Source organism: Pseudomonas sp. TWI628 (genome assembly GCF_039673865.1).
Lineage (GTDB): Bacteria > Pseudomonadota > Gammaproteobacteria > Pseudomonadales > Pseudomonadaceae > Aquipseudomonas.
In genome coordinates this window covers 187143-212347 of sequence record NZ_JBDJMM010000005.1, presented here as the reverse complement: position 1 = coordinate 212347, position 25205 = coordinate 187143, and the positions used below count along the sequence as shown (strand labels likewise).

The 25205-nt window shown below is 62.4% G+C and carries 22 protein-coding genes and 1 pseudogene; 19 read left to right on the top strand and 4 right to left on the bottom strand.

Annotated elements, in window-relative coordinates; genetic code table 11:
* Positions 1-605: 605 nt before the first annotated feature.
* Entirely contained in the window at positions 606-1826 is a 1221-nt protein-coding gene (locus tag ABE528_RS05985; protein WP_152958394.1) for a CaiB/BaiF CoA-transferase family protein, read from the bottom strand.
* Between the two features lie 14 nt (positions 1827-1840).
* Positions 1841-3022: an acyl-CoA dehydrogenase gene (locus ABE528_RS05980; protein ID WP_346652432.1), complete on the bottom strand. Its 1182-nt coding sequence runs from the start codon at positions 3020-3022 to the stop codon at positions 1841-1843.
* 162 nt (positions 3023-3184) lie between these two features.
* On the opposite strand from ABE528_RS05980, the gene ABE528_RS05975 reads away from it, so the two are divergent.
* The 10 genes from ABE528_RS05975 to ABE528_RS05930 all read left to right on the top strand — a co-directional run bounded on the left by ABE528_RS05975 (position 3185) and on the right by ABE528_RS05930 (position 12986).
* Positions 3185-4099, top strand: a complete 915-nt coding sequence (locus ABE528_RS05975) for a LysR family transcriptional regulator (protein WP_346652431.1) — start codon at positions 3185-3187, stop codon at positions 4097-4099.
* Between the two features lie 423 nt (positions 4100-4522).
* Positions 4523-5644 (top strand): Re/Si-specific NAD(P)(+) transhydrogenase subunit alpha, encoded by a 1122-nt coding sequence (locus ABE528_RS05970; RefSeq protein WP_015268506.1) that lies wholly within the window; start codon positions 4523-4525, stop codon positions 5642-5644.
* Between the two features lie 11 nt (positions 5645-5655).
* Positions 5656-5970: an NAD(P) transhydrogenase subunit alpha gene (locus ABE528_RS05965; RefSeq protein WP_003256966.1), complete on the top strand. Its 315-nt coding sequence runs from the start codon at positions 5656-5658 to the stop codon at positions 5968-5970.
* Between the two features lie 2 nt (positions 5971-5972).
* Positions 5973-7424: an NAD(P)(+) transhydrogenase (Re/Si-specific) subunit beta gene (locus ABE528_RS05960; protein WP_152958396.1), complete on the top strand. Its 1452-nt coding sequence runs from the start codon at positions 5973-5975 to the stop codon at positions 7422-7424.
* Between the two features lie 186 nt (positions 7425-7610).
* Positions 7611-9104 (top strand): acetyl-CoA hydrolase/transferase family protein, encoded by a 1494-nt coding sequence (locus ABE528_RS05955; protein ID WP_152958397.1) that lies wholly within the window; start codon positions 7611-7613, stop codon positions 9102-9104.
* 353 nt (positions 9105-9457) lie between these two features.
* Positions 9458-9673: a DUF1127 domain-containing protein gene (locus ABE528_RS05950; RefSeq protein WP_054884336.1), complete on the top strand. Its 216-nt coding sequence runs from the start codon at positions 9458-9460 to the stop codon at positions 9671-9673.
* 300 nt (positions 9674-9973) lie between these two features.
* Positions 9974-10291 carry a DUF2388 domain-containing protein gene (locus ABE528_RS05945; RefSeq protein ID WP_152958398.1) on the top strand — a complete coding sequence of 106 codons (318 nt, stop codon included), beginning with the start codon at positions 9974-9976 and terminating at the stop codon, positions 10289-10291.
* Between the two features lie 89 nt (positions 10292-10380).
* The gene (locus ABE528_RS05940; RefSeq protein ID WP_152958399.1) at positions 10381-10674 is read left to right on the top strand and encodes a DUF2388 domain-containing protein; all 294 of its coding nucleotides are present in this window, start codon (positions 10381-10383) and stop codon (positions 10672-10674) included.
* Positions 10675-10710: 36 nt separating this feature from the next.
* The gene (locus ABE528_RS05935) at positions 10711-11031 is read left to right on the top strand and encodes a DUF2388 domain-containing protein (protein WP_346652430.1); all 321 of its coding nucleotides are present in this window, start codon (positions 10711-10713) and stop codon (positions 11029-11031) included.
* Positions 11028-12986, top strand: coding sequence for a DUF4105 domain-containing protein (locus tag ABE528_RS05930; RefSeq protein WP_346652429.1), 1959 nt, complete (start codon positions 11028-11030; stop codon positions 12984-12986). The genes ABE528_RS05935 and ABE528_RS05930 overlap by 4 nt, the downstream gene beginning before the upstream one ends.
* A 69-nt stretch (positions 12987-13055) precedes the next feature.
* Here ABE528_RS05930 and ABE528_RS05925 read toward each other — a convergent pair whose 3' ends face one another.
* Positions 13056-13457: a GFA family protein gene (locus ABE528_RS05925; protein ID WP_346652428.1), complete on the bottom strand. Its 402-nt coding sequence runs from the start codon at positions 13455-13457 to the stop codon at positions 13056-13058.
* A gap of 278 nt (positions 13458-13735) precedes the next feature.
* On the opposite strand from ABE528_RS05925, the gene ABE528_RS05920 reads away from it, so the two are divergent.
* From ABE528_RS05920 to ABE528_RS05880, 9 genes and pseudogenes are all read left to right on the top strand, one after another.
* Positions 13736-15043 (top strand): CitMHS family transporter, encoded by a 1308-nt coding sequence (locus ABE528_RS05920; RefSeq protein WP_346652427.1) that lies wholly within the window; start codon positions 13736-13738, stop codon positions 15041-15043.
* A 70-nt stretch (positions 15044-15113) separates the two neighbouring features.
* Positions 15114-15884 (top strand): TerC family protein, encoded by a 771-nt coding sequence (locus ABE528_RS05915; RefSeq protein ID WP_085676644.1) that lies wholly within the window; start codon positions 15114-15116, stop codon positions 15882-15884.
* Positions 15885-16112: 228 nt separating this feature from the next.
* Positions 16113-17771 (top strand): Na/Pi cotransporter family protein, encoded by a 1659-nt coding sequence (locus ABE528_RS05910; RefSeq protein ID WP_152958402.1) that lies wholly within the window; start codon positions 16113-16115, stop codon positions 17769-17771.
* A gap of 30 nt (positions 17772-17801) precedes the next feature.
* A complete protein-coding gene (locus ABE528_RS05905; protein ID WP_152958403.1) occupies positions 17802-19208 on the top strand; it encodes a pitrilysin family protein in 1407 nt (468 codons plus the stop codon).
* A gap of 75 nt (positions 19209-19283) precedes the next feature.
* Complete coding sequence (locus ABE528_RS05900) at positions 19284-20306, top strand: DUF5924 family protein (RefSeq protein ID WP_346652426.1); 1023 nt, start codon at positions 19284-19286, stop codon at positions 20304-20306.
* Between the two features lie 80 nt (positions 20307-20386).
* Positions 20387-21520 (top strand): annotated as a pseudogene (locus ABE528_RS05895) (MlaE family lipid ABC transporter permease subunit).
* Positions 21517-22308, top strand: a complete 792-nt coding sequence (locus tag ABE528_RS05890; protein WP_346652425.1) for an ATP-binding cassette domain-containing protein — start codon at positions 21517-21519, stop codon at positions 22306-22308. The pseudogene ABE528_RS05895 and the gene ABE528_RS05890 overlap by 4 nt, the downstream one beginning before the upstream one ends.
* A gap of 3 nt (positions 22309-22311) precedes the next feature.
* Positions 22312-23250, top strand: a complete 939-nt coding sequence (locus ABE528_RS05885; RefSeq protein WP_152958406.1) for an MlaD family protein — start codon at positions 22312-22314, stop codon at positions 23248-23250.
* Positions 23247-23882 carry an ABC-type transport auxiliary lipoprotein family protein gene (locus ABE528_RS05880; RefSeq protein WP_152958407.1) on the top strand — a complete coding sequence of 212 codons (636 nt, stop codon included), beginning with the start codon at positions 23247-23249 and terminating at the stop codon, positions 23880-23882. The genes ABE528_RS05885 and ABE528_RS05880 overlap by 4 nt, the downstream gene beginning before the upstream one ends.
* On the opposite strand, the gene ABE528_RS05875 is transcribed toward ABE528_RS05880, so the two are convergent.
* Positions 23864-25093 carry a spore maturation protein gene (locus ABE528_RS05875; RefSeq protein WP_152958408.1) on the bottom strand — a complete coding sequence of 410 codons (1230 nt, stop codon included), beginning with the start codon at positions 25091-25093 and terminating at the stop codon, positions 23864-23866. The two genes, ABE528_RS05880 and ABE528_RS05875, sit on opposite strands and share 19 nt — an antisense overlap.
* Between the last annotated feature and the right edge of the window lie 112 nt (positions 25094-25205).

Here is a 25205-nt window from a genome sequence, read left to right as displayed (position 1 = left end):
AGCGTTCAATCTGAGCCATGATCAAACTCTTCAGTTCAATACTGCTTGGGTTTTTAAGAAACCCTAAACTTGGCTCAGCAATCTCAAATGACTATGTGATTTCTCGCATGGTCACTTGTGATGCTGATAATCTTTGTGACTATCAGTCCGTACTCACAAGCACCCACACGAATTGCTTGATTCGATTTGTTAAAGAGCGTTTGGTTAAGAGCTTTTCGTCTCAACCGAGGCGCGCATTCTACGCTTCCCTCAGGGTCTGTCAAGCGTTTATTTTGAAGTTTTTTGCGAGAAACTCGTTTAACTTCAGACACTTAACTCGCTTCGATCTCTCGTTGCGGGAGGTGAATAATACAGCATTTGAAACCGCTGTCAACCTTCATCTCAACCGCTATCGATCATTCAACCGAAGCGCTTCCGACACCACCTGATTCATCCAACTCATTGAATTTCAAGGAGTTTTCCGTTTCGACTACGTCGGAAGTGGGGCGCATTATAAGGGGATTCGAAGGCGCGTCAACCCTTATTTTGAAGAAACTTCAATATCGCTGAAAAGCAAAGCGGGGAGGCCTGACGGCCTCCCCGCTCTTCAACCGCTCTATATAGAGTCAAAGCACGCCAGCACTGCGCAAACGCCCTACAGCATCGGCATCCATTCCCAGCACATCACCCAGCACCGCCTCGGTATGCTCGCCCAGCAGCGGCGGCGCACGCCGATACTCTACAGGCGTTTCGGACAGCCGAATCGGGCTGGCCACCTGCGGCACGCTCCCAGCCAGCACATGGGGCATGGTTACCGCCAGCCCCCGCGCCAACACCTGTGGATCCTGGAACATCTGCGCCAGATCGTTGATCGGCCCGCATGGCACCCCGGCGGCCTCCAGTTGACTCACCCATTCGGCAGTGGTCTTGAATACCGTCGCCTGGCGAATCAGTGGAATCAGCTCGGCCCGGTTCGCCACCCGCTGCTTATTGGTAGCGAAACGCGGGTCATCCGCCCACTGCGGCTGGCCAGCCACCTCGGCGAATTTGCGGAACTGGCCATCGTTACCCACAGTGAGGATGAAATCGCCATCCGCCGTCGGGAAATCCTGATAAGGCACAATGTTAGGGTGAGCATTACCCAACCGCCGCGGCGGACTGCCCGTGGTCAGGTAGTTCATCGCCTGGTTGGCCAGGCACGCCACCTGCACATCGAGCAACGCCATGTCGATATGTTGACCAACCCCATGCTGATCGCGGTAGGCGAGAGCAGCCAGAATCGCCACCGTCGAGTAGAGCCCGGTGAGAATATCGGTCAGTGCAACACCTACCTTCACCGGCCCGGCACCGTCTTCTCCATCCGGGCGCCCGGTCAGGCTCATCAGCCCGCCCAGCCCCTGGATCATGAAGTCATACCCCGCACGCTTGGCATACGGCCCCGTCTGGCCGAAGCCTGTGATCGAGCAATAGATAAGCTTGGGGTTGATCGCCCTCAGGCTCGGGTAATCCAGCCCATAGGCCGCCAGCCCACCTACCTTGAAGTTCTCGATGACGATATCCGACCTGGCCGCCAGCTCCCGCACCAGGCGCTGGCCTTCCGGCTGGGTGAAATCGATGGTCACCGAGCGCTTGTTGCGGTTTGCCGACAGGTAATAGGCCGCCTCGCTGGTGTTCTCCCCCTCGGCATCCTTGAGGAAGGGCGGCCCCCAGGAGCGAGTATCGTCGCCGCTGCCAGGGCGCTCGACCTTGATCACGTCAGCACCCAGGTCCGCCAGGATCTGGCCAGACCAAGGCCCCGCCAGCACACGGGAGAGGTCCAGCACCCGCAGATGAGATAGCGCGCCCATGGGCTGGCTCCTTATCAGTAGAAGGCCTGGATGCCGGTCTGTGCACGCCCGAGGATCAGCGCATGCACGTCATGGGTACCCTCATAGGTGTTGACCACCTCAAGGTTGACCAGGTGGCGCGCCACGCCGAACTCATCGGAAATGCCGTTGCCGCCAAGCATGTCGCGGGCCATACGGGCAATATCCAGGGCCTTGCCGCAAGAGTTGCGCTTCATGATCGAGGTGATTTCCACCGCCGCAGCGCCTTCGTCCTTCATGCGCCCCAGGCGCAGGCAGCCTTGCAGGGCCAGTGTGATCTCGGTCTGCATGTCAGCCAGCTTCTTCTGGATCAGCTGGTTGGCCGCCAGCGGACGACCGAACTGCTGACGATCCAGGGTGTATTGGCGAGCGGTGTGCCAGCAGGCTTCAGCCGCACCCAGCGCACCCCAGGAAATGCCATAACGCGCCGAGTTCAGGCAAGTGAACGGACCTTTGAGGCCGCGCACATCCGGGAAGATGTTCTCCTCAGGGACGAACACGTTGTCCATGACGATCTCACCGGTGATGGAAGCACGCAGGCCAACCTTGCCATGGATCGCCGGGGCGCTGAGGCCTTCCCAGCCTTTTTCCAGAACAAAGCCGCGGATATCGCCGGCATCATCCTTGGCCCAGACCACGAACACATCGGCGATCGGGCTGTTGGTGATCCACATCTTGCTGCCACTCAGGCGATAGCCGCCATCAACCTTCCTGGCACGGGTGATCATCGAGCCTGGGTCGGAGCCATGGTTAGGCTCGGTCAGGCCAAAGCAACCAATCCACTCGCCAGAGGCCAGTTTGGGCAGGTATTTCTGCTTCTGCGCTTCGGTACCGAATTCGTTGATCGGCACCATCACCAGCGAAGACTGCACGCTCATCATCGAACGGTAGCCAGAGTCGATGCGCTCCACTTCGCGGGCAATCAGGCCGTAGCACACATAGTTCAGGCCGCTGCCACCGTATTGCTCGGGAATGGTTGCACCGAGCAGGCCGACTTCACCCATCTCGCGGAAGATCGCCGGGTCGGTCTGCTCGTGACGGAAGGCTTCCAGCACGCGCGGGGCCAGCTTGTCCTGGGCGAACTGATAAGCGCTGTCACGCACCATGCGCTCTTCTTCAGTGAGCTGCTGATCCAGCAGCAGCGGGTCGATCCAGTTGAAGCTTGCTTTACCGGCCATGAGCGAAATCCTCGAAATAGGGGAGCGGTTTCTTGTGCCATTGATGCTAGGCCTGATCCGGCACCACGACAAACGAGGATTGCGCACGCATCAGTGATATTTTGTCACTCCGAAATAGTCAAAAACGCCATATTCATGGCCCCATGAGTGAGGTTGTCGTACATGCGCCGCAAGATTCCCAGCACCACAGCACTGGTCTGCTTCGAAGCGGCCGCACGCCACGAGAGCTTTACCAAGGCAGCCCAGGAGCTGGCCCTGACCCAGGGCGCCGTCTGTCGCCAGATCGGCGGACTTGAAGCGTTTCTCAATGTGGAACTGTTCAGGCGCTCACGTCGCGGCGTGAAACTCACCGAGGCCGGGCTTTCCTATAGCCGGCAGGTGGCCGCGCAGCTGGATGCGGTAGAGCGCGACACGCTGTCGGTGATGCGACAGCAGGGCGCCAACGTGATCGAACTGGCTGTAGTGCCTACCTTCGGCACCCAATGGCTGCTGCCACGGCTCAAGGACTTCCAGCAACGTCATCCCGAGGTCACTGTCAACCTGACCAACCGTACCCGCCCGTTCCTGTTCGCCGACTCCCCGTTCGACGCCGCCATTTACTTTGGTGATGCCGACTGGTCCGGCACCCAGTCCCATCGCCTGATGGGCGAAAACCCCGTGCCGGTGTGCAGCCCGGCCTTGCTGAACGGGCAGGGCATGCTCGATGCCCAGCGCATCGCCAGCTTGCCACTGCTGCAACAGACCACCCGGCCCTACGCCTGGCGCCAGTGGTTCAATGGCCTGGGCCTGAATATCGCAGGCGACATGACAGGCCCGCGCTATGAACTATTCTCCATGCTGGCTCAGGCGGCGATGCACGAAATGGGCATCGCACTGATCCCGCCGTTCCTGATCCAGCGTGAACTGGAGGAGGGCAGGTTGGTGGTCGCTAACAGATACGCGCTATCCAGCGACAAGGCCTACTATCTGATGATTCCCGACCGCAAGGTAGAGTCCGCGTCACTGCGCGCCTTCCGTGACTGGCTGGTGAGCCAGGCACAGCTCTATACCGCCTCGCACAAAGACGAAAGCGCCTGACCTACCTTTGTAGTCAATTATTTTAAACACCTACAGATATACGTTTTTGTCGCATAAGCGAAAACTGTTCAGGTGAAACGAAAAACCCCTTCCAAACCGCTAAACACGCGGCTTTCAGAGGGTTTTACGACATTCACGAGCCCATCAGCGAAATCATCGCAAAAAATTTCTATTTTTCCCCTAATCTGCCAATAGCCCATGTTTGACGGGCTGTAGCCTATCACTTGCGACATACGGTCACAGGGTGACTTGTAGTTTTAACTTCGTTTCGCTCCAGAACCGGTTGAAGGCCCCTTGGTTCGTCTGCAAAATGCTTCGCCCGCCTTGGATTCGGCGGGTTCGGCGCTCAACAGCCGCCCCAGCGCACCATCCGTAGTGTGCTGGCTTTTACAAAGACAAAAGGTCACCGCAGGAGAAATAGTCGTGCACATTGGTGTTCCTCTCGAGACGCAGACCGGTGAGACAAGGGTCGCTGCGACCCCCGAAACCATCAAGAAACTGATTGGCCAGGGCCATCAGGTCACCGTCCAACGGGGGGCAGGGCTCAACGCCAGCATTCCGGACAGTGCCTATGAGGCCGTGGGGGCTTCCCTGGGAAGCGCAGCCGATGCCTACGGCGCCCAATTGGTGCTCAAGGTGGTCGCTCCCAACGACCAGGAACTGGCTCTGATCAACAGTGGCAGCCTCCTGGTAGGCATGCTCAACCCCTTCAACAGCGAGCTGATCGGCAAGATGGCTGAACGCGGGATTACCGCTTTCGCCCTGGAAGCCGCGCCACGCACCTCACGGGCCCAGAGCCTGGATGTGCTGTCGTCGCAGGCCAACATCGCCGGTTACAAGGCCGTGTTGCTGGCGGCCCACCACTATCCTCGCTTCATGCCCATGCTGATGACCGCCGCCGGTACCGTTAAGGCCGCGCGCGTGCTGATCCTGGGGGCAGGTGTTGCCGGCCTGCAGGCCATCGCCACCGCCAAGCGCCTGGGTGCGGTGATCGAGGCATCCGACGTACGCCCGGCGGTGAAGGAGCAGATCGAATCGCTGGGCGCCAAGTTCATCGACGTGCCCTACGAGACCGACGAAGAGCGTGAATGCGCCGAAGGCGTCGGCGGCTATGCCCGGCCTATGCCGGCCAGCTGGATGCAACGTCAGGCCCAGGCGGTCCACGAGCGTGCCAAGCAGGCCGATATCGTCATTACCACCGCGCTGATCCCCGGCCGCAAGGCACCGACCCTGCTCAGCGCCGAAACGGTCGCACAGATGAAACCTGGCTCTGTGGTCATCGACCTGGCGGCAGCCCAGGGCGGCAACTGCCCGCTGACGGTCGCCGACCAGGTGGTGCAGGAAAACGGCGTGATCATCGTCGGCCCGACCAATCTGCCGGCCCAAGTGGGTGCCGATGCCTCGGCGCTGTATGCGCGCAACCTGCTGGACTTCATGAAGCTGCTGTTCGACAAAGACGGCGCGCTGGTCATCAACCTCGAAGACGACATCGTCGCGGCCTGCCTGATGTGCCGCGACGGCCAGGTTGTCCGCAAGAACGGCTAAGGAGCACGACAATGGAAGACATGCTGATTTCCCATGGCATCTACAACCTGATCATCTTCGTGCTGGCCATCTATGTGGGCTACCACGTGGTGTGGAACGTCACCCCGGCACTGCACACCCCGCTGATGGCGGTTACCAACGCCATTTCGGCGATCGTCATCGTCGGCGCCATGCTGGCGGCGGCCCTGACCGTGACCCCGGCCGGCAAGCTGATGGGCACCCTGGCGGTGGCCCTGGCCGCGGTCAACGTGTTCGGTGGCTTCCTGGTCACCCGCCGCATGCTTGAGATGTTCAAGAAGAAAACCAAGAACGAGGCGCAGAAGTAAGCATGAGCATGAATCTGGTAACGCTCCTCTACCTCGTCGCCTCGGTGTGTTTCATCCAGGCGCTCAAGGGCCTGTCGCACCCGACCACGTCGCGGCGCGGGAACCTGTTCGGCATGATCGGCATGGGGCTCGCGATCCTCACGACGGTTGGCCTCATCTATAAGCTGGGCGCCCTCTCTGTTGGCAACGGCGGCGCGACTGCCGGCATCGGCTACGTCATCGTCGGCCTGCTGGTCGGCGGTACTGCCGGTTCGGTCATGGCCAAGCGTGTCGAGATGACCAAGATGCCGGAACTGGTCGCCTTCATGCACAGCATGATCGGCCTGGCCGCGGTGTTCATTGCCATCGCCGCCGTGCTGGAGCCGCAGTCGATGGGCATCGTTACGGCCATCAGCGACCCGATCCCCACCGGCAACCGCCTGGAACTGTTCCTTGGCGCGGCCATCGGTGCCATTACCTTCTCCGGTTCGGTAATCGCTTTCGGCAAGCTGTCGGGCAAGTACAAGTTCCGCTTGTTCCAGGGCGCACCGGTACAGTTTGCCGGCCAGCACAAGCTGAACCTGATTCTGGGCCTGACCACCATCGCCCTGGGCCTGCTGTTCACCTTCACCGGCCACTACAGTGCCTTCACCCTGATGCTGGTCCTGGCCTTCATCATGGGCGTGCTGATCATTATTCCGATCGGGGGTGCCGACATGCCGGTGGTGGTGTCGATGCTCAACAGCTACTCGGGCTGGGCAGCGGCCGGTATCGGTTTCTCGCTGAACAACTCGATGCTGATCATCGCAGGCTCCCTGGTCGGATCGTCCGGTGCCATCCTCTCGTACATCATGTGCAAGGCGATGAACCGCTCGTTCTTCAACGTCATCCTCGGCGGCTTTGGCGGCGATACCGATGCCGGCGCGGCGCAAGGCTCGAAAGAACAGCGCCCGGTGAAGTCCGGCTCTGCCGACGACGCCACCTTCCTGCTGAGCAACGCTGACAGCGTGATCATCGTTCCGGGTTACGGCCTGGCGGTGGCCCGTGCCCAGCACGCCCTGAAGGAACTGACCGAGAAGCTGAGCCACAACGGGGTGACCGTGAAGTATGCGATCCACCCGGTGGCAGGGCGCATGCCTGGGCACATGAACGTACTGCTGGCCGAAGCCGAAGTGCCGTACGACCAGGTGTTCGAGATGGAAGACATCAACGCCGAGTTCGGCCAGGCCGATGTGGTGCTGGTGCTGGGCGCCAACGACGTGGTCAACCCGGCGGCGAAGAACGATCCGAAGTCGCCAATCGCCGGCATGCCGATCCTCGAAGCCTTCAAGGCCAAGACCATCATCGTCAACAAGCGCTCGATGGCCAGCGGCTATGCCGGCCTGGACAACGAACTGTTCTACCTGGACAAGACCATGATGGTGTTCGGTGACGCGAAGAAGGTCATCGAAGACATGGTGAAAGCGGTGGAGTGACAGCGGCTGTTGCAAACCCGCTGATATAAAGGAAGCCCCGGTCAGAATCTGCCGGGGCTTTCCTTTTGTTGATCCGGATCAACGGCTCTATTTCAATGCTTCTCATACGACCATGGTCGTGGGACGGCAATGGGCGAAATCTCTAGACTGCGCTTCAGTAGTTTCAGTAGCCCGAGATAACAATCCATGTACCGTGATCGTATCCGCTTGTCCTCCCTGCACAGCAAGGTAATGAGTGCGGCTGATGCCGCTGGCCTGATCGAGGACGGCATGACCGTCGGCATGAGCGGTTTCACCCGCGCCGGCGAAGCCAAGGCTGTGCCGCATGCCCTGGCCGAACGCGCCAAGCAGTCGCCACTGAAAATCAGCCTGATGACCGGCGCCAGCCTGGGCAACGACCTCGACAAGCAGTTGACCGAAGCCGGCGTGCTGGCCCGTCGCATGCCGTTCCAGGTCGACAGCACCCTGCGCAAGGCCATCAACGACGGCCAGGTGATGTTCATCGACCAGCACCTGTCGGAAACCGTCGAGCAGCTGCGCAACCAGCAGCTCAAGCTGCCGGATATCGCGGTCATCGAAGCCGTGGCCATCACCGAACAGGGTCACATCGTGCCAACCACCTCGGTGGGTAACTCGGCCAGCTTCGCGATCTTCGCCAAACAAGTGATCGTCGAGATCAACCTGTCACACAATGCCAATCTCGAAGGCTTGCACGACATCTATATCCCGACCTATCGCCCGACCCGCACGCCAATCCCGCTGGTCAAGGTTGACGATCGCATTGGCAGCACCGCGATCCCGATCGACCCGGCCAAGATCGTCGGCATCGTCATCAGCGACCAGCCGGATTCGCCATCCACTGTGCTGCCACCAGATGACGAAACCCAGGGCATTGCCGACCACCTGATCAACTTCTTCAAGCAAGAAGTGCAAGCTGGCCGCATGACCAACAAGCTCGGCCCGCTGCAGGCCGGTATCGGCAGCATCGCCAACGCAGTGATGTGTGGCCTGATCGAGTCGCCGTTCGAAGAACTGACCATGTACTCCGAAGTGCTGCAGGACTCGACCTTCGACCTGATCGACGCCGGCAAGCTGAGCTTTGCCTCGGGCAGCTCGATCACCCTGTCGACCCGTCGCAATGCCGATGTGTTCGGCAACCTGGAGCGTTACAAGGACAAACTGGTCCTGCGCCCGCAAGAGATCTCCAACCACCCTGAGGTGGTCCGCCGCCTGGGCATCATCGGCATCAACACAGCGCTGGAGTTCGACATCTACGGCAACGTCAACTCGACCCACGTCTGCGGCACCAGGATGATGAACGGCATTGGCGGTTCGGGTGACTTCGCCCGCAACGCCCACCTGGCGGTATTCGTCACCAAGTCGATCGCCAAGGGCGGTGCCATTTCCAGCGTGGTGCCAATGGTCAGCCACGTTGACCATACCGAGCACGACGTCGACATTCTGGTCACCGAGCAAGGCCTGGCCGACCTGCGTGGCCTGGCACCGCGTGAGCGGGCGCGGGCGATCATCGACAACTGTGTGCACCCGGACTACCGCGCAGCGCTGAACGATTACTTCGATCGCGCCTGCCAGCGTGGTGGCCACACCCCGCACATCCTGCGTGAAGCACTGAGCTGGCACGAGAACCTGGAAGAAACCGGGCGCATGCTCGCCAGCTGATCCAGCCACCTCAACTGTTCGGGCCTTGTCGTCGCCACGCCGGCGACAGGGCCAGTACAGTCAAACCACCCCCGCCTGAACACTTCGCTTAATTCACCCGCACAAACTGTACTACTGTACTGCTATTTTCGCGCCCCTCTGCCTTTCAAATCTTCTGAACCTCGTCAGAACGCACCAACTCAGTGCGGACCGGTACAGTTTCGCCTATTTCGAGTGCAACAGTCGGGTTAAACAGTTAACTGGCCCATCGCATTACTGTTGAACTGTATCTACTGTTATGGACAGCAGAGGAGGATCATTGGCATCAGTTAAATCACTACCTAATCCCGCCATAAGCGGAAGGATGAAACATCATGGAACGTACCCTCAGTTCCGGTCTGGTTTTTGAAAGCAATGCCCAGCAGTCCCAGGCTTCCCTGCCACTGCGCGCTATCTCCACTCTGCTGCTGTGGCAGCGTCGCATGGCCAGCCGCCGTCAACTGGCTCGCCTGGATGCCCGCCTGCTGGCCGACGCCGGTATCAGCGAGTCGCAGCGTTACGAAGAGCTGAGCAAGCCGTTCTGGCGCTAAGCTCCGGTTTGCCGGCTGCGGCCGGCACCGCGAATTCCCCAACCCGTTGCAGGCGACTGCAGCGGGTTTTTTATTGCCCGCAAGCTACGTTTCAGAGCCGTTCCGCGCACAACCTGTACAGTTATGATAATTATTAAATTGACCATAACAGTTGTCCGCTTCCGCTCCTATTAACATCCAAAAACAGCACCGCGTGATACGCTTCGCTCAGCAGTCTGGTAGAACCCGTTGTCAAACACGTAGCGCAACGAGCTGTGCAAGCGTCCGATTAAGCAGAACCCTATCCAGGAGTCCTAGAACATGACCCGTAAATACCTGATTGGAGCCGCCCTGCTGCTCGGCCTGGCCAGCACCGCCCAAGCCAGCAGTTTTGTTGTTACCACCGATACCGTGGTACGCGCCTTCGCCGCCTCCACCGATGCCACTTCCGACCTGACCTCATCGTTCCGCGATGACAAGATCGTGCAGGCCGCCCGTGATGACGCCGCCAGCTTCGTCGGTACCCAAGGCGCCATTCGTGGTGCGCGGCTGGAAAGTGCCTTCCTGCACATCCGTTCGACCATGCCGCAACTGCAAGCCAGTGATGCGCAGCTGGCTCAGGCCATCCTCGCGATCTGATCAAGGCTATGCAAAGCAGGTGCGTTGGCTAGCGGCCACGCACCTGGGCTAGCCTTTGCCGTTCACTCCCCCTGCCGTCAAGAAAGCTCATGCGTTATCTGTTGCCGTTGCTGTTCACCGCCACTGCCATGGCCAGTGCCCACGCCATGGACACCACCACACAAGGCCTGGTCATCACGGGCTACGTTACCAGCCAGGTCACCGCCGCCCCCTTCGACCGCAAACTGGTCAGGCAGGCCCGCGACGATGCTGCGGCATTCGTTGCCAGCGATGGCCTGATCCGTGGTGCACGCCTGGAAGCGGCACTCGACTCGCTGCGCCACAACTGCGCCCGGCACTCCGTCGGTGACCTTGAACTGGCAGAAGCAATTCTCGTCCAATAACTATCCCTGACTCCCTGTATTTTTCGGAGATGCTCCATGCGTAAACCGCTGATTGCCGCTACCCTCGGCATGTTGCTGCTGGCCGACCTGGCCCAAGCACAGACCCTGGTGGCCACCAGCAACATCATCGTGCGCGCCTTTGGCCGCTCGATCGATTTCACCTCTGACACCACCACTTCGATCCGCGACGCCAAAGTCGTGCGCGAAGCCCATGACGACGCCGCCAGCTTTGTCGCCAGCAATGGCGATATCCGTGGTGCACAGCTCGAAGCTGCATTCAGCACCCTGCGCGAGCGTGTACCTGAAGCGCGCGACGCCAGCGACCAAGTACTGGCCGAAGCCATCCTCGCGCTGTGAACCGCGTGCGTGCCTGGCTGCTCGGCTGCGCCCTGACGCTGCTGGGCACGCCCGCCCTGGCCGACCTGCAGCTCGAACTGCAGGCGGCAGGCCTCGACCCGCAACAGACCCAAGCCAGCCAGGCCCTGCTCGACGAGGCCATGGTCAAGCTGCCGCCACTGTTTAAACAACGCCTGGACCGGCGCGTCACGGTCAGCTGGAGCGACAACATGCCAGCCGATGCCTATGGCCAGGCTTCGCTGGTATCGACCCTCGAACTCAACCGCCGCCTGCTGCCCAGCCTGACTGACGGCAGTGCTGCCACCGAGCGCACCAACCGCCCCCATGGCACGGTGCGTGAAGAGCTGCTGGCCACTGTCCTGCATGAGCTCACCCATATTTATGATCGTGCCCGCCTGTGGCCAAGCGCCGAACGCTCGATGATCGCCCGCTGTGCGCGCCAGCAAGGCACGCTGGGCAAGATCGGCCAGCCGGAAGAGTGCCGCGGCCAGGCCGAACGCCGCTTTACCCTCAGCGACGACCCGCGCCTGCTCGACCTGGCTGGTTGGCCGCAATACGTCGGTCGCCGTGGCGAGCGTGAGCAGCACAACGCCCAGCTCATGCGCAGCCCCGACAGCTACGAGTTGAGCAGCCCCAAGGAATACATCGCGGTCAACATGGAGTATTTCCTCCTCGACCCGAGCTACGGCTGCCGTCGACCGGCGCTCAACCGCTACCTGCGTGACCACTTCAGCTGGGCGCCACAGCAGAACACCTGTGTCAAAGGCCTGCCGTTCATCAATGCCGGCAGCGACTTCGCCCGCCAGCCGCTGGGCGAGATCGACCCCGAGCGGGTCTACGAGGTCGACTTCCTGCTGGCTGAGGCCAACCAGAACCTGGTCAGCCGCTGGGGCCACAGCATGCTGCGCCTGGTGATCTGCAAACCCGGTCGTCCACGTGGCCCGGACTGCCGCCTGGACCTCGACCAGAGCCTGGTGCTGTCTTACCGTGCGTTCGTCAACGACGTGCAGCTGTCCAGCTGGGACGGCCTGGTCGGCACCTATCCCTCACGGCTGTTCGTGCTGCCGCTGGGCCAGGTGATCGATGAATACACCAAGACCGAACTGCGCAGCCTGGCCTCGGTACCACTCAAGCTCAACCGCGACGAAATCGAGAACCTGGTGCGCCAGGCCGCCGAGATGCACTGGAGCTACGACGGCAATTATTGGTTCCTGTCCAACAACTGCGCGGTGGAATCGTTGAAGCTGCTGCGCAGCGGCACGGCCAACCCACGCCTGAGTGATCTCGACAGCATCATGCCCAATGGGTTGCTGGCCGTGCTCAAGGGCAGGGGACTGGCCGATACCAGCGTGCTCGATGACCCGCGAGAGGCCCTGCGCCTGGGCTACCGCTTCGACTCTTACCGCGACCGCTACCAGGCCATGTTCGATGTGCTGAGGAAGCAGTTGCCGATCAAGCAGACCGAGGTCGAGGACTGGCTGGCCCAGGATCCAGAGCAGAGGCGCGCGTGGTTCGACAAGGCCGACCTGCGCACCAGCGCGGCCTTGCTGCTGCTCGAGCAGGCCAGCCTGCGCCGGCAGTTGCTGCTGGCTCAGGACGAAGTGAAACAGCGCTACCTGAACGCCGCAGCGCTGAAGGACGGCAGCATCAACAAAGCCGACGAGACCCTGAAGCAGATGCTTGCCAACAGCGGCTTCCTCAGCCGCCCGGCCGAGTTGCTGGATGCCAAGGGCTATGGGTTGCCACAGCCGGAAGAGCGCAAGCACCTGGAGCAGGTCAGCGCCGAGCGACAGGCCAAGCTGCTGCGCCTGAGCAGCGACCTGGACAAAGAGGTGAGGGCGCTGCTGGAGCCTTCACGGGCGAAGGAAATTGCCGCGGTCGAGGCCAACGTGAAGCACATTGGCGAGCATTTGCGGGCCTTGCACAAGGCAGCTGGCGGCCTGCAGTTGCCCTGAACCCTGTACCGGCCCCACCCTGTAGGAGCGGCTTCAGCCGCGATGAGGCCGGTACAGGCAACACAAGGCTTACAGACTTTCCTGCGCCTCCCCAGGCAACTCCTCATCCAGGTGCAGCCAGGGCAACCGGCTGCCAATCCAGATATGCCGCCTGGCCGGCGCCCGTTCCGGGTGATCCAGCGTCGCCACCGTCACATCGATACTTCCCGGGCTATGTTCGGTCACCAACGCCACATGCGCCCCGCATTCCCCACAGAAATACCGCTTGCAACTGGCCGGCGCCACATAGCACTGGGGCCGCCCGGCTAACCAGCGGAAACCGGTGCGGGGCAGGGTGACCCAGGTCACCACCAGCCCGCCGCTGACCCGCCGACAGATCGAACAATGGCAATGGGCGACATCCGTCAGGTCACCCTGCAGCCGATAACGCAAGGCCCCGCAATGGCAGCCACCCTCGGTTACATCCAGCATCACCTACCTCCCGTCGCCGTTTTCCCGGCGAAAGCTGGCTGAAAGCTTGTCCCCCTAGGATAGCCGCCACTACCGGCACAAGACCGGTCAGCCAGGGCACCCGGAAGTCTCCGCGCCCGGCCCATCAACAACAACAATGGTGATTCTGATGTATTCCTGCGCCCGCCTTTACGCACGCCTTTATGTAGCCCCCCTCCGCATGCTCCCCGTGCAGCGCCAATCGCGCTGATCCGCCCGAATAGCCATTCCTTTCGCCGCGCCACGCCTGGAGTATTGCCATGCTGACCTTCCTCGGCTTTGCCATGGTCATCACCTTCATGTACCTGATCATGACCAAGCGCCTGTCGGCCTTGATCGCGCTGATCCTGGTACCGATCCTGTTCGCCCTGTTCGGCGGTTTTTCCGCCAAGATCGGCCCGATGATGCTCGAAGGCATCAGCAAGCTTGCGCCCACCGGCGTGATGCTGATGTTCGCCATTCTCTATTTCGCCCTGATGATCGACTCCGGCCTGTTCGACCCGGCCGTGCGCAAGATCCTCAAGCTGGTCAAGGGTGACCCGCTGAAAGTCTCGGTCGGCACGGCGGTGCTGGCCCTGGTGGTCTCACTCGACGGTGACGGCGCCACCACCTACATGATCTGTTGCGCCGCCATGCTGCCGCTGTACAGCCGCCTGGGCATGAGCCCGCGGATCATGGCCGGCCTGATCATCCTCGCCGGCGGGGTGATGAACATGACGCCATGGGGTGGCCCGACCGCCCGCGCTGCCAGCGCCCTGCATGTAGACCCGTCGGACATCTTCGTGCCGATGATCCCGGCCATGGCCTTCGGTGTGCTGGCGATCCTCGCCATCGCCTACCTGTACGGCAAGCGCGAACGTGCCCGCCTGGGTGAACTGCACCTGCCGACCGACGACATCGATCACAGCGAAATCAGCGTGTCGCAGTTCCCGGAAGCGCGTCGCCCCAAGCTGATCTACTTCAACGGTGCCCTGACCGCCGGCCTGATGGTCGCGCTGATCGCTGGCCTGCTGCCGCTGCCGGTACTGTTCATGATCGCCTTCAGCATCGCCATGATCGTCAACTACCCGTGCCTGCAGCAACAGAAAGACCGCATCGCCGCTCACGCCGGCAGTGTGCTGGCCGTGACCGGTCTGATCTTCGCCGCGGGCATCTTCACCGGTATCCTGTCCGGTACCGGCATGGTCGAGGCCATGTCCAAGAGCCTGCTGGCGGTCATCCCTGAAGCACTGGGCCCGTACCTGGCGGTGATCACTGCGATCGTGAGCATGCCGTTCACCTTCTTCATGTCCAACGACGCCTTCTACTACGGTGTGCTGCCGGTACTGTCGGAAGCGGCCAGCCATTACGGCATCAGCCCAGTGGAAATGGCCCGTGCCTCGATCGTCGGGCAGCCGGTTCACCTGCTCAGCCCACTGGTGCCTTCGACCTACCTGCTGGTGGCCCTGGCCGGTATCGAGTTCGGTGATCACCAGCGCTTCACGCTCAAGTGGGCAGTGCTGGTATGCCTATGCATAATGTTCGCCGCGCTGCTGATGGGCATTTTCCCACTGTTCAGTAGTCTTTAATTAACACGCATCACCCAATGCGATGCGCCCCTGAAGGGGTGCATCGCCTTTATCGTTTGAAGGAATACACATGGAATGGCTGACCAGCCCGGAAATCTGGGTTGCCTTTTTTACCCTCACAGCGCTTGAGATCGTGCTCGGGATCGACAACATCATCATGATCTCGATCCTGGTCAGCCGCATGCCCAAGCACATGCAGCCGCGCACCCGGATCTTCGGCCTGGCCCTGGCCATGGTCACCCGCATCATGCTGCTGCTGTCGATCACCTGGGTCATGCGCCTGACCGCCGATCTGTTCGTGGTATTCGGCCAGGGCATTTCCGGTCGTGACCTGATTCTGTTCTGCGGCGGCCTGTTCCTGCTGTGGAAAAGCTCGCAAGAGATCTATCACGGCCTGGAAGGCGAGGAAGAGAGCGCCGACGAACCCAAGGGCGCTGGCGGCAAGTTCCTGTACACCATCATCCAGATCGCCATCATCGACATCGTGTTCTCGCTGGACTCGGTGATCACCGCCGTCGGCATGGTCTCGCACGTGCCAGTGATGATTGCCGCCATCGTCGTCGCGGTGCTGGTGATGATGGCCTGCGCCGGCGCCATCAGCGACTTCATCGACAAACACCCGTCGCTGAAAATGCTCGCACTTTCGTTCCTGATCGTCGTCGGTACCGTGCTGATCGCCGAATCTTTCGACGTGCACGTGCCAAAGGGCTACGTCTACTTTGCCATGGCCTTCTCGCTGGCCGTGGAGGCGATCAACATCCGCATGCGCACCGCCATGGCACGCAAACAAGGCAAGGAGCATGAGCCGGTGAAACTGCGCAAGGACATTCCGGGTCAATAAGATCAGGACGCGCAGCAAAAAGGGCCCTCCGGGGCCCTTTTTCATGTGCAAGCTTTCATGACACAAACATTTCAAATGCTTGCAGAGCGTGCCAAGCTGGCGCGAGGTCCGCAAAACAACTAAAGCTTGAGTAAGCACTGGATCAAAACACCCACCCCCGGGCCAGGCTTACGGCTTCACACATTTTGGCTCCACTGCTGGAGCCCGAGAACAAAGGGGGGCTCGACCATGCTGACCCTGCTCGACCTGCTCTCCGCCGTGGCCTTGCTGGTGTGGGGCACGCATATCGTCCGTACCGGCATCCTCAGGGTGTTCGGCTCCAACCTGCGCCGTGTACTCAGCCAGAACATGAACCGCCGGCCGCTGGCATTCATTGCCGGCATCGTGGTCACTGCCGTGGTGCAGAGCAGCAACGCCACCGCCATGCTGGTCACCTCCTTCGTCGGCCAGGGCCTGATGGCCATGACCCCGGCGCTGGCGATCATGCTCGGTGCCGACGTGGGTACCGCGCTGATGGCCCGGGTACTGACCTTCGACCTGTCGTGGCTGTCGCCACTGCTGGTGTTCCTCGGGGTGATCTTCTTCCTCTCGCGCAAGCAGACCCGTGCCGGCCAGTTGGGCCGCGTGGGCATCGGCCTGGGCCTGATCATCCTGGCCCTGCAGCTGATCGTGCAGGCGGCAGCGCCGATCACCCACGCACAAGGCGTGAAGGTGCTGTTCGCGTCCTTGACCGGCGACATCATGCTCGACGCCCTGGTCGGCGCGCTGTTCGCCATGGTTTCGTATTCCAGCCTGGCTGCCGTGCTGCTCACCGCCACCCTGGCCGGCGCCGAAGTGATCAGCCTGCCGGTAGCCATCGGCCTGGTGGTAGGCGCCAACATCGGCAGCGGCCTGCTGGCCTTCATCAGCACCAGCATGCAGAACGCCGCAGGTCGCCGGGTGGCCCTGGGCAGCCTGCTGTACAAGCTGATCGGCCTGGTGCTGATCATCCCTGTGCTGCACCCACTGGTAGAGTGGATGGACAGCCTGAGCTTCAGCCCGCAGGAGCTGGTGATCGGCTTCCACCTGCTCTACAACACCCTGCGCTGCCTGATCATGCTGCCGACGGTCAAACCCATGGGCCGCCTGTGCAATGCGTTGCTGCCCGAACGCGAGGCCAGCAATGGCCAGATACGCCCGCGTCATCTCGATGCCTCGGCGCTGACCACGCCCAGCCTGGCCCTGGCCAATGCCGCGCGGGAAACCCTGCGCCTGGGCGACATCGTCGACAGCCTGCTGGAGGCAATGCTCGGCGCCCTGCGCGGCACCCACACTGCCATACCCCAGCAGGTGCGGGCCTTGAGCGAGGATGCCGAAGCGCTGTACAGCGCGATCAAGCTGTACCTCGCGCAGATGCCACGGGAAGACCTCAGCGACCAGGACAACCGGCGCTGGGCCGAAATCATCGAACTGGCGATCAACCTGAAGATGGCCTGCGACCTGATCGAGCGCATGCTGCGCAAGGTGCAGCAGCAGAAAACCAGCCAGCGCCGGGAGTTTTCCCAGGTCGGCCTGGAAGAACTCACCGGGCTGCAGGAGCAATTGCTGGCCAACCTGCGTCTGGGCCTGTCGGTATTCCTCAGCGCCGACCCGGAAAGCGCGCGCCTGCTGCTGCGTGAAAAACGCCGCTTCCGCGCCCAGGAACGGCGCCTGGCGCATGCCCATGTCAGCCGTTTGCAGCGTAAGGTAGTGCAAAGTATCGAGACGAGTTCGCTACACTTGGAGCTGATCGCCGACATGAAGCGGTTGAACTCTTTGTTCTGCAGCAGTGCCTATGTGGTACTGGGTGGCTCGGACACTGGCGGGCTGCTGCTCGACAGCGTCCCGGAAGATGCCCACCTGTCCTGATCTCGCACACCTGGAGACCGTCGCTCGCCCATGCGTTGCCTGATGTTCGTTTGCCTGCTGATCTGCAGCCTGCCCTCATTTGCCCTCGATCGCTCGCGGGTCGAGGGTTACCTGTTGCCCAACGGCCTGCAGGTGATCCTGAAGTCCGGTTACGAGCGTGACCATGTGGCGATCCGCCTGGTGGTGGGGGTGGGCCTGGATGACTTCGACTGCGAGCAGAAAGAGCTGCCGCACCTGCTCGAACACCTGCTGTTCACTGGCATCGACGAGACCGGCGAAGGCGGCCTGGAAGAACGCTTGCAGAGCCTGGGTGGCGAGTGGAACGCCTACACCAGCAGCGCCGACACCACCTTCGTCATCGAGGCGCCAGCGCGCAACCAGCGCAAGGTGCTCGACCTGTTACTGGCGATCATCCGCGACACCCGCATCGACGCCAAGGCCCTGGCCACGGCCAAGCACATCATCGAACGCGAGGATGGCGGCCACTATGGCCACTTGCAGCGCTGGCTCGACCGCCAGGACATCGGCCACCCGGCCAGCGACCAGCTGGCCACCGAGCTGGGCCTGAAATGCCCCGAACGCTCCAATGTCGCGGACATGACCCTGGAGCAGGTGAAAACCCTGCGTGACCACTGGTACGCCGCCAACAACATGAGCCTGATCGTCGTCGGCGGCCTGGATCGCCTGCTGCCGGCCTATCTGGAGCGCACCTTCGGCGAACTGCCTGCCACCGAGCCGGAAGAGCGGCGCACCCTCGAAAGCATCAGCAAACAGGCCGAGCAGCGCCGCGACCTGACCCATGGCCTGCTGGGCGATAGCGTCAAATTGCACTGGCTGTTCATCGAACCGGTGCTGGACAGTGACCATCAGCAGACCCTTGACCTGCTGTCACGCTACCTCGACTGGGCCGTATACGACCAGCTGCGCCTGCGCAACGGCCTGTCGTATGGGCCGTCCGTACAACGCGAGAGCTTTGGCGACAGTGGCATGCTCAGCCTCAATGCCGACCTTGAGCGCGATGATATCAACCAGGCCGTGAAGGTCATGCAGCAGCTGTTCGATCATTTGCGCAAGGAAGGCCTCGACCCGGATACCTTCGCCCGCATCAAGGATGCTGCCGTGGCCAAGGAAAGCTGGAGCACCCAGGGCAACAGTGCGCTGGCCGATTATTACTGGGGGGCGCTGAACGATTACAACAACGGCCGCTTTGCCGACCCGGCCCGCCAATTGCGCCAGGTAACGCTGGAAGAGGCCAACGCGGCCTTGAAGGAGTTGCTCAAGGATCAGGGCTACCTGCGGATCGAAAAGCCGTTCCTGGGGTATGACGAGCTTTATGGCCTGGTTGCCTTGCTGGTGGGGCTGATACTGGCGCTGGGGCTGCTGCGCTGGCGGCGGCACAAGCCGGAACGACCGAGTGGTGCTACACGGCAGCAGTGAATCGGCGGTATCCTTTTGCCAGTACCGGCCCTTTCGCAGGCCGGCACAACCACTTCACATTCTTGTCGTAGACCCATGCCCCCAATACCCCACTTCGTCCAGCGCGTCATCGAGCTGCTCAAACGCTACCCCGGCGTGATCGCACTCGGTGGCTTCCTTTCCGGTATCGGCAGTTTCATCCTGGTCGACCGCCAGGCCAGCCTGGCCAGCTGGATCGCCATCCTCATGCTGGTCAGCTGGGTCTGGCTGATGCTGGAAAACACCCTGACCGGCCTGTTCGCGCGCACCTTCAACCGCGAAATCCCGCAGCCACTGCTGCGCTACGCGACGCAGATGATCCACCAGGAAAGCCTGTTCTTCGTCCTGCCGTTCTTCTTCATCACCACCACCTGGAACAGCGGCCAGCTGGTATTCACCGGCCTGCTAGGCGCCGCCGGGCTCATCTCGATCATCGACCCGCTCTACTACAAGTGGCTGGCACCCCGGCGCTGGCTGTTCCTCGCGCTGCACACCCTGACGCTGTTCGCCGCGCTGCTCACCGCGCTGCCGATCATCCTGCACCTGACCACCGCACAGAGTTACAAGCTGGCGTTGATTGCCGCCATGGCGCTGTCGTTCCCAAGCCTGCTCAGCAGCTTCCCGGTCAATACCTGGCGCCGCGGCGTGGCACTGGTACTGGTTACCCTGGCTGTAGGCGCTAGTGGCTGGTTGCTGCGTTCGTGGGTGCCACCCGCAACGCTGTGGATGACGGACGTAGCGGTCAGCACCGAAGTACTCAATCGCCAACCCGGCGAATCGCTGGAAGAAATTGCCGCCAGCCGCATCCGCAGCAACGGCCTTTACGCCTACACCGCGATCAACGCACCGCGGGGCCTGGATGAGCGCATTTACCATGTGTGGCAGAAGGACGGCCAGGAGGTCGATCGCATTGCCCTGGATATCCATGGCGGGCGCAAGGAGGGCTACCGTGCCTGGACCCACAAGCAGAACTTTCCGCCCAACCCGGTGGGCAAGTGGCAGGTCCGCGTGCTGACCGAGGATGGCCAGGTGATCGGCGTGCTGCGCTTCAAGGTGGTGGACGACGCGCCTGCGCCGTAACACGGATGCAGGACAGCACATATTCAACAAACCGCTCCATGTCCGCTGCGCTATGATCAGCCTCTAGCCCAGCCGGATGCATGGAGCCTATGACCACCCCCAGTGCCACCCTGGACACCAGCTGCCAGCCGGCCTGCCTGCGGATCGCCGGTGACTGGACCCTGGCCCACTACGCCAGCCTCAAGCGCGACAGCGAGCGCCTGCGCACGCAGTATGGCGCGGACACCCTTGCCGACCTCAGCCAGCTGGGCCGCCTGGACACCGCCGGCGCCTCGCTGCTGGCCGAACTGCTGGGCTCCGAGCGCCTCTCGCACTGCACCAACGACCTGCCCGAAGCCAGTCGCGCCTTGCTCAAGAATGTCTACTGCTCGGTGCAGGACTACTGCATCCCGATCAAGCAGCCCGAGCGCAACGTGCTGCTGGTGCTGCTGGAGCGTATCGGTTGCGCGGTCGGTAAGCTGTGGCAGGACACCCTGCAGCTGCTCGGCTTCCTCGGCCTGATCATCGACACCCTGCTGCGTCGCCTGCTGCAGCCACACCGTTGGCGCGTCACCCCGGTGATTGCGCACATCGAGCAGACCGGGCTGGACGCTGCCCCCATCGTCGCCTTGCTGACCTTCCTGGTCGGCGCCGTGGTGGCCTTCCTCGGCGCCACGGTGCTGGCCGACTTCGGTGCAACCGTCTTCACCGTCGACCTGGTGGCCTTCTCGTTCCTGCGCGAATTTGCCGTGCTGCTGACCGCCATCCTCATGGCCGGGCGCACCGCCAGTGCCTTCACCGCGCAGATCGGTTCGATGAAGGCCAATGAAGAGGTCGACGCCATCCGCACCCTGGGCCTCAACCCCATAGAGCTGCTGGTGGTGCCGCGGGTACTGGCACTGCTGATCTCGCTGCCGTTGCTGACCTTCGTCGCGATGATCTGAGGCATCGTCGGCGGTGCGGTGGTTTGCGCCCTGTCACTGGGCATCTCGCCGGCCATGTTCCTGTCGCTGCTGCAAACCGACATCGGCGTGCAGCACTTCCTGGTCGGCTTGGCCAAGGCACCGATCTTCGCCTTCCTGATCGCCGCCATCGGCTGCCTCGAAGGCTTCAAAGTCAGCGGCAGCGCCGAATCGGTCGGCGCTCACACCACCTCCAGCGTGGTGCAATCGATTTTCGTGGTCATCGTGCTGGATGCGGTGGCGGCGCTGTTCTGCATGGAGATGGGCTGGTGAGTGGCCGGGAAGCGGTGATCGAGGCACGGGGCATCTGCAATCGCTTCGGCAGCCAGGTGGTGCACAAGGACCTCGACCTCGACCTGTACCGTGGCGAAATCCTCGCAGTGGTCGGCGGGTCGGGCAGCGGCAAGTCGGTGCTGCTGCGCAGCATCATCGGCCTGCGACGCCCCAACGAAGGGCAGGTCAAGGTATTCGGCGAAGACTTGGCCGGTTTGCGCGAGGAACAGCGCTCACTGGTCGAGCGCCGCTTTGGCGTGCTGTTCCAGAAAGGCGCGCTGTTCTCGTCGCTGACTGTCACCGAAAACGTCGCCCTGCCGCTGATCGAGCACGCAGGCTTGTCGCGCGCCGATGCCGAGCACCTGGCCGGGGTCAAGCTGGCCCTGGCGGGCCTGCCGATCTCCGCTGCCGACAAATACCCCGCGTCGCTCTCCGGCGGCATGATCAAGCGCGCAGCCCTGGCTCGCGCCCTGGCGCTGGACCCGGACATCCTGTTCCTCGACGAACCCACCGCCGGCCTCGACCCGATCGGCGCCGCCGCCTTCGACCAGCTGATCCTGACCCTGCGCGATGCCCTGGGCCTGAGCGTGTTCCTGATCACCCACGATCTCGACACCCTCTACACCATCACCGATCGCATCGCCGTGTTGTCACAGAAGAAGGTGCTGGTTGCCGGCCCCCTGGCCGAGGTCGAGCAGACCAACGACCCCTGGATCCACGAATACTTTCACGGCCCACGCGGGCGCGCGGCCGAACACGCCGCCGCCAGTGCCAGGCAGGAGCGCTGAACAATGGAAACCCGAGCTCATCACGTCCTGATTGGCCTGGTCACCGTCCTGGTGGTGGCCGGCGCCATGCTGTTCGGCCTGTGGCTGACCAAGTCCAGTGTCGACGATGCCTTCAAGGACTACGAAGTGATCTTCAACGAGGCGGTCTCGGGCCTGTCACGTGGCAGCCCGGTGCAATACAACGGCATCAAGGTCGGCGATGTCACCAGCCTGCGCCTGGACCCGAAAGACCCGCGCCGGGTGCTGGCCCGGGTGCGCCTGAGCGGTGACACCCCGGTCAAGGAAGACACCCAGGCCAAGCTGACCCTGGCCGGGGTCACCGGCAACTCGTTCATCCAGCTCAGCGGCGGCACGCCACACAGCCCGGAGCTCAAGGGCAAGGACGGCAAGCTGCCGGTGATCGTCGCCTCGCCGTCACCGATCTCCCGCCTGCTCAACGACAGCAGTGACCTGGTGACCAACATCAACATGCTGCTGCACAACGCCACGCAGATGTTCTCGGACAGCAACATCGAGCACCTGAGCAACACCCTGGCCAACCTCGACCAGACCACGGGCGCCTTCGCCAACCAGAACGGCGGCATCAGCGAGGCGATCGCCCAGCTGGCCCAGGTCGGCAAACAGGCCAATGCCACCCTGGCCGAAACCCAGGCACTGATGCGCAACGCCAACGGCCTGCTCGGTAGCCAAGGCAAGCAAGCCATCGGCAGCGCCGAGCAGGCCATGCAGTCGCTGGCCGAAAGCGCCGCGACCCTCAACAGCCTGCTGCAGGACAACCGCCAATCCATCGACGACGGCGCCCAAGGGCTCAACCAGCTGAGCCCGGCCATCCGCGAGCTGCGCGAAACCCTCAACTCGCTCAAGGGTATTTCCCGGCGCCTGGAGGCCGACCCGAGCGGCTACCTGCTTGGCCGTGACAACAACAAGGAGTTCCAGCCATGACCCCATCGCTGCGCCTGCTGGCCCTCGCAGCCACCCTGAGCCTGGCCAGCGCCTGCTCGATCCTGCCGCAGAGCGAGCCGGTGGATATCTACCGCCTGCCGGTCAACCAGGCCAGCCACAGCGCCAGCCCGGTGGACTGGTCGCTGCGCCTGAACAAGCCGCTGGCCAGCGAAGTGCTGGCCGGGCCACGCATCGCCGTGCTGCCTCAAGGCGATGTGATCAGCAGCTACAAGGGCGCCCGCTGGAGCGACCCGGTGCCGCTGCTGGTGCGCAACCGCCTGCTCGATGGTTTCCAGCGCGACGGCCGGGTGCAGCGGCTGAGCGCTGACGACAGCAACCTGCAGGCCGACTACGAGCTCAGCGGTGAGCTGCAGGCGTTCCAGAGCGAGTATCAGCCGGGGGGCAAGGTGGAAGTGGTGATCCGTTACGACGCACGCCTGGTGCAAGGCCGCAGCCAGCGCATCCTCAGCAGCAAGCGCTTCGAAGTGCGCCAGCCACTGGCTGATACCCAGGTGTCAGCCGTAGTCGCCGGCTTTGGCGCGGCCAGCGATCAACTGGCCGGACTGGTGGTGAACTGGACCGTAGCGCAGAGCGGCCAGGCCCAGAATCAGGCTCAGGCGAAGAACCAGTAGCAGACGCAGATGGCTGCGATCACACCGGCCAGCTCGGCCAGCAGGGCACAGCCGACGGCGTGGCGCACACGCTGGATACCGACTGCGCCGAAATACACCGCCACCACGTAGAAGGTGGTTTCGGTACTGCCTTGAATGGTCGCTGCCACCAAGGCCGGGAAGCTATCGACGCCGTGGGTCTGCATGGTCTCGATCAGCATGGCCCGCGCCGCGCTGCCGGAGAACGGCTTGACCAGCGCCGTCGGCAGGCCCTCGACAAAGCGGGTATCCAGGCCCATCCAGTTGACCGCGTGGCGAATGCCGTCCAAGGCCAGCTCGAGTGCGCCCGACGCCCGCAGCACACCCACAGCGACCAGCATGGCTACCAGGTAGGGCAACAGGCTCTTGGCCACGTCGAAACCTTCCTTGGCGCCCTCGACGAAGGTTTCGTACACCTGCACCCGCTTCAGCGCGCCAATCACCAGGAACAGGGTGATCACCCCGAACAAGGTCAGGTTGCCAAGGATTGACGACAGGCTGGCCAGCGCTGCCGCCGACAGGGTACCCAGGAAGGCCATGAAGCCGCCCAGCAGCAGCGCACCGGGGATCAGGTAGGCGAGCACCACCGGGTCCCACAGGCGCAGACGCTGCATCACCGCCACCGACAGCAGGCCGACCAGGGTCGAGGCACTGGTCGCCAGCAGGATCGGCAGGAACACCAGGGTTGGGTCGGTGGCGCCTTGCTGGGCGCGGTACATGAAGATGGTCACCGGCAGCAGGGTCAGCGACGAGGCGTTGAGCACCAGGAACAGGATCTGCGCGTTGCTCGCCGTGGTACTGCTGGGGTTGAGTTCCTGCAGCGCGCGCATGGCCTTGAGGCCGATCGGCGTGGCGGCGTTATCCAGACCCAGGCCGTTGGCGGCGAAGTTCATGGTGATCAGGCCCAGCGCCGGGTGGCCGGGCGGCACTTCCGGCATCAGGCGGGCGAACAGCGGCCCGAGTACTTTGGCCAGCCATTCGACGATGCCGGCCTTTTCAGCGATCTTGAGGAAGCCCAGCCACAGGGTCAGGGTGCCGAACAGCAGGACCATGACCTCCACCGACAGCTTGGCCATGGCGAAGATGCTCTCGACCATCGCGGCGAAGATGCCGGCATTGCCACCGACCAGCCATTGGGCCAGGGCGGAGACGGCCGCCACCAGGAAAAAGCCGAGCCAAAGGCCGTTGAGCATCCGTGTGTTCCCCCTGAAAATTGCCCGAATGATAGCGTATCGGGGCCCATCACTGGCGACCGAGATCCCCTGCAGACCGCGGTAAACTCACAGCCAACAAAAAGCCCCGACA